The sequence below is a fragment of the Kribbella sp. genome (genome assembly GCF_035655035.1).
In the GTDB taxonomy this organism is placed as follows: domain Bacteria; phylum Actinomycetota; class Actinomycetes; order Propionibacteriales; family Kribbellaceae; genus Kribbella.
Window position 1 is genome coordinate 1 of record NZ_DASRVN010000593.1, and the last position, 12,438, is coordinate 12,438.

Below are 12,438 nucleotides of genomic sequence, written 5' to 3' on the forward strand. Positions count from 1 at the left end.
GTTAAGGGTTGCATACGGAGGGTGTTCGGGGGCGGGTTATCCACAGGGTTGCAGGTTCTTGCAGAGGGGTGGGTGGGGCGGTCTGGGTGGTGGTGCGGGGTGGGAGACTGCGGGGTATGTCGCCTATTGGTCGTCGTCGGGGTTCGGGTCGGGGGTTGGGGTCGGTTGGTGGGGAGGGGCGCGGCGAGAAGGGTGTGGTGGCGCCGGAGCCGCATCCTTCGGGGGCTCGGGTGCCGTTCGTGCCCAAGGAGTTTGTGCCGCGGCATGTGGCGATCGTGATGGACGGGAACGGGCGGTGGGCCAAGCAGCGGGGGCTGGCGCGGACCGAGGGGCATCGGGCGGGGGAGGCCTCGTTGCTCGATGTGATCAAGGGCGGGATCGAGATCGGCGTGAAGTACATCTCGGCGTACGCGTTCTCCACCGAGAACTGGGCCCGCTCGCCGGAGGAGGTCCGGTTCCTGATGGGGTTCAACCGGGAGGTCATCCACCGGCGCCGCGACGAGCTGGACGCGATGGGGGTGCGGGTGGTGTGGTCGGGGCGGCGGCCGCGGTTGTGGAAGAGCGTGATCGACGAGCTGGAGTACGCGCAGGAGCGGACCAAGGACAACGACACGATCACGCTGCAGTTCTGCGTGAACTACGGCGGCCGGGCGGAGCTCGCGGACGCGATGCGGTCGATCGCGCGGGAGGTGGCCGAGGGCAGGATCAAGCCGGACCGGATCACCGAAAAGACGATCGCGCGGCACCTGTACGCGCCGGACATCCCCGAGGTGGACCTCTATATCCGGCCGTCCGGGGAGCAGCGCACCAGCAACTTCCTGATCTGGCAGCTGGCGTACGCCGAGATGGTGTTCATGGACACGCTCTGGCCGGACTTCGACCGGCGCGACCTGTGGCGGGCGATCGAGCTCTACGCGCAGCGTGACCGGCGGTACGGCGGCGCCGTACCGAACGAGGTCACCCCCACGACCTGAACCGGCACCCCAACAAGCAGGGAACCGGACAAGGACCCGCTCGCGTCTACGGTCAGGAATCACCGACGACGGGAGCTGGAACGTGCCGGAGCGCGAGACCCCGCGGCAAGCGGCGGAACGGGAGCTGCGAGCCGTACGGGAGGAGGTCCGCCAGTTGACGGAGAACATGCGCGCCAGGCTGGCCGACGACGAGAGTACGGTGACCGAGCACGTGGACGAGGAGCCCGACGTGCACCGTACGGCGTGGCAGCTGGACGAGCGGCCCTGAGCACAAAGGGAGAGCTGATGGTGGACAACAACGGGCGGACTGCGCAGATCCTGCAGGCGCTGGAGGAGGCCGACACCGCGCTACGGCGGGTGCTGACCGATCCGCAGTTCGACCCGCAGCTCCAGCAGCAGGTGAAGGCAACCGATCGAGCCTTCGAATCGGCCGCTGATGTTGCCAGGTACGAGCGGGACGGTGGTCAGGAGATCCCGCGGGGCCTGGTGCACGCCCAGCAGGAGTCCCATCGGCATATGGACCGGATCGCGTCCAACCTCGGGCAGCTAGGACGAGACCTGGCCGGCAGTACGCTCGCCGGTTTGCAGGCAAGTACTGCGAAACTCCGGACTGCTCTGGGCGGTGTGCAGGACGAGTCGCTGCGGAAGCAGGTGGAGCACGTCAAGCTGATCGTCGAAGGCGCCGAGAAGAACGTTCAGGGCGTGGCGGATCAGGTGGAGGGCGCGCGGCGGGTTGCCTCGGGGTTCGACCGGAATCTGCCGGCGCTGAGGAGTGGCCAGATCGCCACCACCGTTCGGTCGACGAGTGACGGGATTCGCGACCGGCTGCTGGATGCCAATCGGGGAATGGCCGAGGCGCGGACCGCGGTCGCGGACAATCTGAAGTACGTCGACGCCGCGCGGCAGGCGGCTCCTGGTCTGATCGAGAAGGCGGAGCTGGCGAAGAGCATGCAGGCGGCAACGAATCCGACCCCGCAGACCCGTCGGACGGTGGTCGACCAGGCCCGGCCGCAGGTCACGCGTCCCGGGACGGACGTGGGCGTGCAGCGCTAGCGACCCGGCGAGGGAAGCAGGCCGCGTTCGATGGCGACGGTGACGGCCCGGGTGCGGTCGTCGACGTCGAGTTTGGCGAAGAGCCGTTGCAGGTGGGTCTTCACCGTGGCCTCGCCGATGAACAGTTCGCGGCCGATCTCGGCGTTGCTCAGGCCGCGGGCGACGGCGGCGAGTACTTCGAGTTCGCGCGGTGACGGTTGCGCCGCCGCGGGCGGGGCCGGCGTACGGAGGCGTGACATCAGCCGGGCCGCGACCGGCGGCGCGAGCACGGTCTCGCCGCGGGCGGCGGCGCGGATGCCGTTCAGGAGCTCGGCGTGCGGGGTGTCCTTGAGCAGGTAGCCGGCGGCGCCGGCCTCGACCGCGTGCAGGATGTCGGTGTCGGTGTCGTACGTCGTCAGCACCAGGACCCGCGTCGACGGGTACGTGGACACGATCGCCCCGGTCGCGGCGACCCCGTCCATCCGGGGCATCCGCAGGTCCATCAGTACGACGTCGGGCTTCGTCGACTCGACGAGCGCCAGCGCCTCGGAGCCGTCGCCGGCCTCGCCGACCACCGTGATGTCCTCGGTCACCGACAACATGCCGGACAGCCCCGACCGCACCACCGGATGGTCGTCGACGACGAGTACCCGAATCACACGTCCTCCTGCACAGCTGGGATCAGAACCTGGACTCGCGTGCCGTGGCCGGGAGCACTGTCGATCTGGACGGTACCGCCGGATTCCTCGACGCGGCCGCGCATCGCGTTCAGGCCGAAGCCGGCCGAGGCGACACCGGGGGAGAACCCGGACCCGTCGTCGCGGATCTCGATCCACACGCCGCTGTCGGACAACCCGAGCGTGATCAGGACCTGCGTCGCGGCCGCATGCTTGCGTACGTTGGCCAGCGCTTCCTGCGCCGACCGCAACAACACCACCTGCTGCGCCTGGGGTAGAGCCGCGACCTCGTCGTCCGGCAGATCGAGCGACACCTGTACGTCGACACCGGTCTCGGCGGCGAACCGCTCCGCCTGCCGTCGCAGTACCTCGGCCAAGGTTGCCTCCGACAACGCGACCGGCGTGAAGGCCGCCACCAGCGCCCGCGCCTCGGCGAGGTTCTCCCGGGCAGTGTCCTCGATGGCGGCCAGACGTCCGGCCGGATCACCACCCTGCGAAAGCTCGGCGGCAGCGGCCTGCGCCAGCATCACGATCGAGGTCATCCCCTGCGCGAGCGTGTCGTGGATCTCCCGCGCCATCCGCTCCCGCTCGGCCATCACGCCCGCGCTGTGGTGCGCGTCGGCGAGCTCGTCGCGGGCCGACTCGAGCTGCTCGATCAGCTCCGCGCGCTGCTGACTCTGCGTGATCACCTTCTCGATCCAGATCCCGAACAGCAGGCTGACCACCAGGCTGACCAGCATCCACGGCAGGATCTGCCAGAACGCGCTCCAGCCCCACCCCGCGCTCCACAGCTGCGCCGCACCGACACCGAGCACCAGCAGCACGCTGAGCGCGATGCCCTCGCGGAGGTCCTCGCAGAGCAGCCAGATCTGCGCGGACGCGATGAACATCAGGAACACCGACTGCGGGTAGATCCCGATCAGCACCGCCAGGCAGGCGATCAGCAACAGCCGATAGGTGTACGACGGGAGCGCCCGGCGCGACCGGATCGCGGGCAGCCCGATGAACTGGTACGCCGCCGCGAGCACCAGGACGGTACCGACGTACGCCGATTGCCGCACCGTGCCGAGGTGACCGAGGAACGACAGCGCCAGCGTCATCCCGAGCAGCACCCAGAACACGATGTGCCAGCCGGCCAGCGTCCGGGTCCAGACGGGCTGCCCGGCACCGCCGCGTGAGTTCTGCACGGACCCCATCTTCCTCCATACGAGGATCCACAGACGCGGCCCGCTCCACACGGGCTCCTCGGCAGCACGCCGCGCGGGGAGCCCGTTCATCAGCCGGCGTCCCGCCGGGTCCAGCGGAACAGCCGCTGGGCGAGGAAGAGCCCGACGACCAGCCAGACGGTGAGCACGATCGCGCCGGTGCCGAGCTGCCAGGACCCGCCCGGCTCGTGCACCTGGAAGCCGTCCGGCAGGAACACCGAGCGCATGCCCTGCGCGAGCCACTTCAGCGGGAAGAACTCCGCCACGGTCCGCATCCAGGCCGGCAGGCTGCTGTAGACGAAGTACACGCCGGAGATGAACTGCAGTAGCAGGACGACCGGGGTGACGACCGCGGACGCGGCCCGGCCGGACTTCGGGACCACGGAGAACGCGATCCCGAGCACCGAACCGGAGGCGGTGCCGAGGACGAAGATCCACAGGAAGTCCAGCCACTTCGACGGCGCGGTCGGGATGTCGACGCCGAGCGCCAGGCCGGCGATCGCGAGCAGCAGCGCGAACTGCAGGATCGAGGTGATCAGGACCATCCCGATCTTGCCGATGAAGTACGACTGCGGCGACATCGGCGTACCGCGGAGCCGCTTCAGCACGTCCTGGTCGCGCTCGATCGCGATCGCGATGGCCAGCGACTGGAAGCTGGTCAGGAAGATGCCGGAGGCAATCATCCCGGGGGTGAAGTAGGTGGCCGCGGTGACGCCGCCGGAGAAGTCGGTGCCGCTGAACACGGCGGAGAAGATGCCGAGGAAGATGACCGGGAAGAAGAACGTGAAGATCAGCTGCTCGCGCTCGCGGAAGAACTCCTTCACCTCGATCCCGGTGCGGGACAGCCCGACCTTCAGCGGCGAGGGGAGTACGGCGCTCACTTCGAGGCTCCTTCCAGTACCGGGGCGGCGGTGACCGACCCGATCAGTTCCAGGTAGACGTCTTCCAGGCTCGGCCGGCGTACTTCCAGTTCCGGCACTTCCGAGCCGCCGTATTCCGCCATCAGCCGGGCCACCTCGGCGGTCGGCTGGTCGGTGCGTACTTCGTGCTGACCGTCCGCGGCCAGCCAGGAGACCCGCGCGGTGCGGGCGCCACGGCCGCCGAGGGTCTCCGGCGTCGCGACCTCGAGCATCCGGCCGTCGGCGATCACGCCGACCCGGTCGGCCAGGTGCTCGGCCTCGTCCAGGTAGTGGGTGGTGAGCAGGATCGTGGTGCCCTCGGTGCGGAGCTCCTCGATCAGCGTCCAGAACTGCCGGCGCGCCTCCGGGTCGAACCCGGTGGTCGGCTCGTCCAGGAACAGCAGCTCCGGGTTGCCGATCACGCCGAGCGCGACGTCCAGCCGGCGCCGCTGGCCGCCGGACAGGCTGCGGACCCGGGCCTTGCGCTTCTCCTGCAGGCCGACCGCGGCGATCACCTGTTCGGGGTCGCGCGGGTTCGGGTAGTAGCCGGCGAAGTGCGTCACCATCTCGGCGACCGACAGCACCGCCTCGTCCCGGGTGGTCTGCGCGACGATCCCGATCCGGGACCGCCAGACCCGGTCCGCGTGCGCCGGGTCCGACCCGAGCACGCTGATCTCTCCCTCGTCGGCGTGGCGATACCCCTCCAGTATCTCCACGGTCGTCGTCTTACCGGCCCCGTTCGGGCCGAGCAGGGCGAACACCTCGCCCCGGTGGATGTCCAGATCGACACCGTCGACCGCGACCTTGTCCGGATACCGCTTGACCAGGCCGCGCACCCGCACTGCGTTGTCGTTCTCCATGCCTCAACTCTCGCTCCGCGGCCCGGTCCGCCGGGAGCACCGCCCGGCGGACCCCCTGTCCCCCGACCGGTGGACAGCCGACGTACGCCGGAGCCCTGCCGACTCTGGTGGGTGTACGCCGGGACGCGGCCGGCCACGAGAGGCGGAGGAGCGGGCCGGTGGGCGGAGGCGGCACGCCGGGTGATGACGCGGTACGGCGGTTGCCGATAGCGTCGGGGGATGGGTCAGACGGTGCGTGGTGTGGTGGCGGCGGGCAAGGGTGCGCCGGTGTCGATCGAGGAGATCACGGTCCCGGACCCCGGTCCCGGTGAAGCGGTAGTGAAGGTGCAGGCCTGCGGGGTCTGCCACACGGACCTGCACTACCGGGAGGGCGGGATAAGCGACGACTACCCGTTCCTGCTGGGGCACGAGGCGGCCGGCATCGTGGAGGCGGTCGGCGACGGCGTGACCGACGTACGGCCGGGTGACTTCGTGGTGCTGAACTGGCGGGCGGTCTGCGGCAACTGCCGCGCCTGCCTGCGCGGCCGGCCCTGGTATTGCTTCAACACCCACAACGCGAAGCAGAAGATGACGCTCGCCGACGGCACCGAGCTGAGCCCGGCGCTCGGCATCGGGGCGTTCGCGGAGAAGACCCTGGTCGCGGCCGGGCAGTGCACGAAGGTCGACCCGGCGGCCAAGCCCGAGGTGGCGGGCCTGCTCGGCTGCGGCGTGATGGCCGGCCTCGGCGCCGCGCTCAACACCGGCAACGTGGGCCGCGGTGACACGGTCGCGGTGATCGGTGCGGGCGGCGTGGGTACGGCGGCCGTGGTCGGCGCGCGCCTCGCCGGGGCGGCGAAGGTGATCGCGCTCGACCTCGACGAACGCAAGCTCGGTACGGCGAGGGAACTCGGCGCCACGCACACGATCAACTCCACGGGCCTCGACCAGGACGGTGTGGTCGAGGCGGTGCAGGAGCTGACCGGCGGGTTCGGGGCGGATGTGGTGATCGACGCGGTCGGCCGCCCGGAGACCTGGAAGCAGGCGTTCTACGCCCGCGACCTGGCCGGTACCGTCGTCCTGGTCGGCGTACCGACGCCCGAGATGCGGCTGGAGATGCCGTTGCTGGACTTCTTCGGCCGCGGCGGCTCGCTGAAGTCGAGCTGGTACGGCGACTGCCTGCCGTCGCGCGACTTCCCGATGCTGATCGACCTGCACCTGCAGGGCCGGCTGCCGCTGGACCGGTTCGTGTCGGAGACGATCGCGCTGGAGGACGTCGAGGACGCGTTCACGAAGATGCACCACGGCGACGTACTGCGGTCGGTCGTCCTGTTCTAGCGAGGGCCCCGGCGGCGACGATGCCGGTCGCCGCCGTGAGGGCGATCGCCCCGCTCGTCACCGAGAACGAGTGCGCCGACAGATACAGGGTGCCGAAGATCGTGACGCCGCCGACCTGGCTCAGCTGCATGACGGTCGTGAGGATGCCGCTCGCGTCGGCGGCGCGGGCCAGCGGGACGTGGCGCAGGGACTGGGTGACGAGCGGGCTCGCGGACAGACCCATGCCTGCGCCCGCCAGGACCAGCGCGAGCCAGGGAAGCAGTCCCACGCCCGCGTAGCCGACAGCGCACAAGACGAGCCCGGCCGGTACGGCGAGGTGCTGCAGCCGGACCGGGATCGCGCGCCAGCAGTACCCGACCAGGCCGAAGACCACCGCGAACGGGAGCCAGGTGAGGCCGGTCCGCATCGCCGATTCGCCGAGCTCGGTCTGCAGGTGCAGCGTGAACGCGAACAGGAACCCACCGAGCGCGAGCAGCAGGCACACCATCGTCAGCAGGCCGGACGGCAGCCCGCGCGCACGCAACACCTCGAGGTTGAGCAACGGGTCGGCCGTACGCCGCTCGAACCGGACGAACACCGCCGCCAGCACCACACCCGCGGCGATGCAGCCGAAGGTCCACAGCGGCCAGCCGAGCTCGTGACCGACGACCGCGGGCAGCACCATCAGCAGGACGGCGCAGGTCGACAACGCCAGCCCGGTCACGTCGAGCCGACGCGTCGCGGTCGGCCGGTCCGCCGGGATCGACCGGGGCACGAGGACCGCGAGCACGATGCCGACCGGCACGTTCACCAGGAACACCGGGCGCCACCCGGAGCCGAAGAGGTTCGCGGCGACGAGTAGGCCGCCGGCGACGAGTCCGGCGATCTGGCCCGCGGACAGCGTCACGCCGTACGCCGACAACGCCTTGGCGCGGGCCGGGCCGGAGAAGTGGACCTGGATCAGGCTCATGATCTGCGGCACCATGACCGCCGCTGCGACGCCCTGCACGAACCGGAACAGCACCAGCGGCAGGACCGCCGGCGCCAGCCCGCAGGCGAGCGACGCGAGCGTGAACAGGATCGCGCCGGTCAGGTACATCCGGCGGCGGCCGTAGAGGTCACCGAGCCGGGCGCCGGTGATCAGCGTCATCGCGTACGCCACCAGGTAGCCGCCGACGATCAGCTGCAGCCAGGCGCCCGAGGCGTGGAAGCCGGCGCCGATCACGGGCATCGCGACGTTCACGATCGACGTGTCGATCAGGGCCATGAACTGGCCGAGCAGGAGTACGGCGAGCATCAGCCCACGGCGGGTTTCCACGGGGCGATCGGTCAGCACGGTTGCCATCAGGTTCCTCCCTTGTCAGCGGACTTGGGGTATACCTGTCTCCGCCGGTGGATTCATCGGCGATCGAGCGATGATTTTCCGGGGGCTGCGCAGTACGTACGCCCACAACCTGTGGGAGGGTGACCTCGATGGACCGCGACGAGTTCGACCGGAGGACCGAGCCGCACCGGCACGAGTTGGTGGTGCACTGCTACCGCATGCTCGGATCGATCCACGACGCGGAAGATCTGGTGCAGGAGACCCTGCTACGGGCGTGGCGGGCCTCGGACACGTACGACGAGCAGCGAGCGTCGATGCGGACCTGGCTGTACCGGATCGCGACAAACGCGTGTCTGACTGCTCTCAAAGGTAAGGGCCGTCGGGCGCTGCCCTCGGGGTTGGTGAGTGCGACCGAGGACGCCCAGGCGGCGATCGAGCTGTCGACCGACGTCGCGTGGCTGCAGCCGTTCCCGACCGACCCAGCCGCCGCGATGGTCGCGCAGGGGAGCCTGCGGCTGGCGCTGATCGCCGCGATGCAGTACCTCCCGGCCAGGCAGCGCGCGGTCCTGGTACTGCGGGACGTCCTCGACTGGCCGGTCGCGGACATCGCCGAGGCGCTCGGGACGACGTCAGCGAGTGTGAACAGCGCGCTGCAGCGGGCCCGGGGCAGGCTCGCCGAGATCGGCATCACCGAGGACGACGTCGACGAGCCCGACGACCGGGCGATCAGAGCGGTGATCGACGACTACATCCGGGCGTTCGAGGCCGCCGATGTGAGCGGCCTGACCCGGCTGCTCACCGACCAGGTCGTCCTGGAGATGCCGCCGGCGCCGCTCTGGTACGTCGGCCGCGACGCGTACGGCGAGTTCATGGCCCGCGTGTACGCGATGCGCGGCCCGGCCTGGCGGCTGCTGCCGACGGTCGCCAACGACCAGCCGGCCATCGGCGCCTACGTGCGCGGGGACGACGAACGTTTCCACGCGCACAGCCTGCAGGTGTTCACCGTCACCAAGGCCGGCATTACCCACAACGTCGTCTTCTTCGACCAGGAACTCTTCGACTACTTCGGGCTGCCCCTACACCTTGAATGAGATCCAGAGATCCGGGGTCGCGTCGGGGTTGCCGCGGATCGGGCGCTCCTCCTGGGTCCACGCGTCGCCGGAGACCTCGGTCGCGACCCGCTGCCAGAAGCGGACCGCGGTCTCGTTGTTGCGCTGGAACGCGACGTCGCACGGACCGGGATGGTGTGACAGCACCTCCGTCACCGCCTTCAGCCCGTAGCCACGCCGCCTGGCCGGACGGACCAGGAAGAACGCGTTCAGCACATGCACGGGCTGCTGCAGCGCACGCATGAAGCAGAACCCGATCGGTACGTCGCCCAGCGAGACCAGGTACCCGGCCCACTCCGGGTCACCGGTGAGGACCTTCTCCAGCCATTCGCTGCGGTAGCTGCCGTCGGGCCGCGGGAGCTGGCCCTGGAACTCGGACAGGTCGTGGCGGAACATCAGCCACAGGCGCTCCATCAGGACGCGGTCGGACGCCTCGACACGGCGTACCAGCAGGTCGGCCATAGTTCTCCTCACAAAGGGATCCAGAACGCAGAAAAGCCTTCCGCCGGAAGAGTCCGGTAGGAAGGCTTACTGCGGACAGTTTATCAGCTCTGCGGTGCGGACCGCCCGGCGACCCAGGCCATGTCGGCGTACCGGGTCCCCGCCGGGGTCAGCTTCGCGAGCGTCTCGACGTCGGCCGCGGACAGCGCGACGCCGACGGCGGCCCAGTTCTCCTCGAGGTACTTGCGCCGCTTCGTGCCCGGGATCGGTGCCACGTCGTTGCCCTGCGCAAGTACCCAGGCGAGCGCGACCTGGCCGGGCGTCGCGTCGTACCGGGTCGCGACGGCGCGGATCTCCTCGACCAGTCGCAGGTTGGCGTCGAGGTTGTCCCCCGAGAACCGCGGCAGGGTACGCCGGAAGTCGTCGGCGGCGAGCTCCGCCGGCAGCGCGCCGGTGAGCATGCCGCGGCCGAGCGGCGAGTACGGGACGATCCCGATGCCGAGCTCACGGCAGACCGGCAGCACCGACTCCTCGATGTCCCGGCTGAACAGCGACCACTCGCTCTGTACGGCGGTGATCGGGTGTACGGCGTGCGCCCGCCGGATGGTCTCCGCGGACGCCTCGGACAGCCCGAGGTACCGCACCTTCCCGGCCCGGACCAGCTCTGCCATCGCGCCGACGGTCTCCTCGACCGGTACGGCGGGGTCCATCCGGTGCTGGTAGTACAGGTCCACGTGGTCGGTGCCGAGCCGCCGCAAGGACCTGTCGATCGCGGACCGGACGTACTCCGGCGCGCCGCTCACACCGCGGTCGGCGGGGTTGCGCGGATCGCCGGTGATGCCGAACTTCGTCGCCAGGAACACCTCGTCGCGGCGGTCTGCGATCGCCCTGCCGACCAGTTCCTCGTTGGCGCCGAAGCCGTACAGGTCGGCGGTGTCGAGGAACGTGATGCCGAGGTCGAGCGCGCGGTGCAGGGTGGCGACCGACTCGGTGTCGTCGGCCTCGCCGTACGCGAAGCTCATTCCCATACAGCCGAGTCCGAGCCGGCTGACTTCGGCGCCTTGGGTGCCCAGTTTCATCAGAGATCTCCCGTCAAGAAGGCATAGCTCCGCCAGGTGAGTGGCTGAGCCGGGTGGTTGGTTACGGTGCGGCGGTGCCGCCGTACGCGGCGATCTTGTAGTCAGTCACCGCGAGCGCGAGCTGCAGGTCACGCAGCTGCTGGTGGATCCGCGCCCGGTGCTCCTGCATCAGGGCAAGCCGCTGCGGTTCGGTGTGGTCGCCCTCGAGCACCAGCTCCAGGTAGTGGCTGATCGCGGCGATCGACATCCCGGAGGCGCGCAGCCGGCTGATGAACACGATCCGCGACATCGCGCGCCGGTTGTAGCTGCGGTACCCGGCCGTGTCCCGGCGTACGTCGACCAGACCGATGCGTTCGTAGTACCGCAGGGTGTGGGCGGTCAGCCCGGTGAGCTCGGCGGCTTCGGCGATCGACAGGTCGTCGGGCAGGTCGTCCGGCAGCTCCAGCAGACAGAGCAGATCGGGATCCACCGGCTCCAGCTCCGGCGCGTGCAGCTCGATCGTGGTCATGTCCATGACCGTACGCCTTAGAGCGCGCTCAAAGGCAAAGGTGACCTGGGTCACCCGACGGCTTACTTCTGGCAGTCGGCGCAGGTGCCGAAGATCTCCAGGGTGTGGCTGATGTCGGTGTAGCCGTGCTCCGCGGCGACCTTGTCGGCCCAGCGCTCGACGGCCGGCCCCTCGACCTCCACGGTGCGGCCGCAGTTGCGGCAGACCAGGTGGTGGTGATGTCCCTTCGAACAGCGCCGGTACGCCGTCTCGCCCTCGGCGGTGCGCAGTACGTCGACCTCGCGGGAATCCGCGAGCGCCTGCAGGGTGCGGTAGACGGTGGTCAGCCCGACGTTCTCGCCGGCGGACCGAAGTTCCAGGTGGATCTCCTGGGCCGTCCGGAAGTCGTCGATGTTGTCGAGCACCGACGCGACCGCCGCGCGCTGACGGGTCGAGCGTGTTCCGATAGCCACCATTCCTCCTGTCATTTCATCACCACCAACCCAATTCTCTCAGATACCGGCAACTCAGTGCTCGTCCCAGTGATCCCCGTGTGCCGCGTGCAGGTGCCCGTCGTGCACGTAGTCCAGGTGGTCGCCGTGCTCGACCTTCTTGTGACCACACTCGGGGGTGTGAGCGTGTGGGTGCCCTGCGCTCACCACATGCGGCTCCGGCGCCGGTACGCCGATCTCGGGCTCCTCGTCCGCCAGTGGGCGCGCGGAACGACGCCGAAGCACCGTCCCGACCATGGCCGCCACTACGAACCCTGCCAGCGCCAGTACGACGATGGTCGCGCCAGGTGCCACGTTTGCGTTGTAGGAGGTGACGATGCCGGCCAGACACGCCAGTACGCCGATGATGCACGCTGTCACGAACGTACTGCGGAACGAGCGCGTCACCTGCTGCGCTGTCGCCACAGGGACCACCATGAGCGCGCTGACGAGCAGGAGCCCGACAGTGCGCATCGCCACCGTCACGGTGACCGCGGCCATCACAGCGATCACCAGATTGAGCAGCTGCACCCGGAGTCCCGTCGTACGGGCGAACTCCTCGTCCTG

At 69.7% G+C, this 12,438-nt stretch carries 15 protein-coding genes; 5 read left to right on the forward strand and 10 right to left on the reverse strand.

Annotated elements, in window-relative coordinates; all coding sequences use genetic code 11:
- Positions 1 to 116 precede the first annotated feature (116 nt).
- The 3 genes from VFF46_RS31395 (at position 117) to VFF46_RS31405 (ending at position 2,027) form a co-directional block, all read left to right on the forward strand.
- Entirely contained in the window at positions 117 to 974 is an 858-nt protein-coding gene (locus tag VFF46_RS31395; RefSeq protein ID WP_325040858.1) for an isoprenyl transferase, read from the forward strand.
- Between the two features lie 82 nt (positions 975 to 1,056).
- Positions 1,057 to 1,242 (forward strand): hypothetical protein, encoded by a 186-nt coding sequence (locus tag VFF46_RS31400; protein WP_325040859.1) that lies wholly within the window; start codon positions 1,057 to 1,059, stop codon positions 1,240 to 1,242.
- Positions 1,243 to 1,259: 17 nt separating this feature from the next.
- On the forward strand, positions 1,260 to 2,027 hold the full coding sequence (locus VFF46_RS31405; protein WP_325040860.1) for a hypothetical protein: 768 nt from the start codon (positions 1,260 to 1,262) through the stop codon (positions 2,025 to 2,027).
- Here the strand turns inward: VFF46_RS31405 and VFF46_RS31410 are convergent.
- The 4 genes from VFF46_RS31410 to VFF46_RS31425 form a co-directional block, all read right to left on the reverse strand.
- Positions 2,024 to 2,665: a response regulator transcription factor gene (locus VFF46_RS31410; protein WP_325040861.1), complete on the reverse strand. Its 642-nt coding sequence runs from the start codon at positions 2,663 to 2,665 to the stop codon at positions 2,024 to 2,026. The genes VFF46_RS31405 and VFF46_RS31410 overlap by 4 nt on opposite strands.
- The gene (locus VFF46_RS31415; protein ID WP_414673112.1) at positions 2,662 to 3,879 is read right to left on the reverse strand and encodes a sensor histidine kinase; all 1,218 of its coding nucleotides are present in this window, start codon (positions 3,877 to 3,879) and stop codon (positions 2,662 to 2,664) included. The genes VFF46_RS31410 and VFF46_RS31415 overlap by 4 nt, the downstream gene beginning before the upstream one ends.
- A gap of 80 nt (positions 3,880 to 3,959) precedes the next feature.
- Positions 3,960 to 4,769, reverse strand: coding sequence for an ABC transporter permease (locus VFF46_RS31420; RefSeq protein ID WP_325040863.1), 810 nt, complete (start codon positions 4,767 to 4,769; stop codon positions 3,960 to 3,962).
- A complete protein-coding gene (locus tag VFF46_RS31425; RefSeq protein WP_325040864.1) occupies positions 4,766 to 5,647 on the reverse strand; it encodes an ABC transporter ATP-binding protein in 882 nt (293 codons plus the stop codon). The genes VFF46_RS31420 and VFF46_RS31425 overlap by 4 nt, the downstream gene beginning before the upstream one ends.
- A gap of 219 nt (positions 5,648 to 5,866) precedes the next feature.
- Between VFF46_RS31425 and VFF46_RS31430 the strand changes: the two genes are divergently transcribed.
- On the forward strand, positions 5,867 to 6,961 hold the full coding sequence (locus VFF46_RS31430; RefSeq protein ID WP_325040865.1) for an S-(hydroxymethyl)mycothiol dehydrogenase: 1,095 nt from the start codon (positions 5,867 to 5,869) through the stop codon (positions 6,959 to 6,961).
- Here VFF46_RS31430 and VFF46_RS31435 read toward each other — a convergent pair.
- The gene (locus VFF46_RS31435) at positions 6,912 to 8,285 is read right to left on the reverse strand and encodes an MFS transporter (RefSeq protein ID WP_325040866.1); all 1,374 of its coding nucleotides are present in this window, start codon (positions 8,283 to 8,285) and stop codon (positions 6,912 to 6,914) included. The two genes, VFF46_RS31430 and VFF46_RS31435, sit on opposite strands and share 50 nt — an antisense overlap.
- A 128-nt stretch (positions 8,286 to 8,413) precedes the next feature.
- On the opposite strand from VFF46_RS31435, the gene VFF46_RS31440 reads away from it, so the two are divergent.
- A complete protein-coding gene (locus VFF46_RS31440) occupies positions 8,414 to 9,355 on the forward strand; it encodes a sigma-70 family RNA polymerase sigma factor (RefSeq protein ID WP_325040867.1) in 942 nt (313 codons plus the stop codon).
- Here VFF46_RS31440 and VFF46_RS31445 read toward each other — a convergent pair.
- The 5 genes from VFF46_RS31445 to VFF46_RS31465 form a co-directional block, all read right to left on the reverse strand.
- Entirely contained in the window at positions 9,341 to 9,835 is a 495-nt protein-coding gene (locus VFF46_RS31445; RefSeq protein ID WP_325040868.1) for a GNAT family N-acetyltransferase, read from the reverse strand. The two genes, VFF46_RS31440 and VFF46_RS31445, sit on opposite strands and share 15 nt — an antisense overlap.
- 83 nt (positions 9,836 to 9,918) lie before the next feature.
- Complete coding sequence (locus VFF46_RS31450; RefSeq protein ID WP_325040869.1) at positions 9,919 to 10,893, reverse strand: aldo/keto reductase; 975 nt, start codon at positions 10,891 to 10,893, stop codon at positions 9,919 to 9,921.
- Positions 10,894 to 10,954: 61 nt separating this feature from the next.
- A complete protein-coding gene (locus VFF46_RS31455) occupies positions 10,955 to 11,401 on the reverse strand; it encodes a MerR family transcriptional regulator (RefSeq protein WP_325040870.1) in 447 nt (148 codons plus the stop codon).
- Between the two features lie 62 nt (positions 11,402 to 11,463).
- Positions 11,464 to 11,856, reverse strand: coding sequence for a Fur family transcriptional regulator (locus tag VFF46_RS31460; RefSeq protein WP_325040872.1), 393 nt, complete (start codon positions 11,854 to 11,856; stop codon positions 11,464 to 11,466).
- Positions 11,857 to 11,907: 51 nt separating this feature from the next.
- Positions 11,908 to 12,438: metal ABC transporter permease (locus VFF46_RS31465; protein ID WP_325040871.1), on the reverse strand; the 531-nt coding region annotated here is incomplete at its 5' end.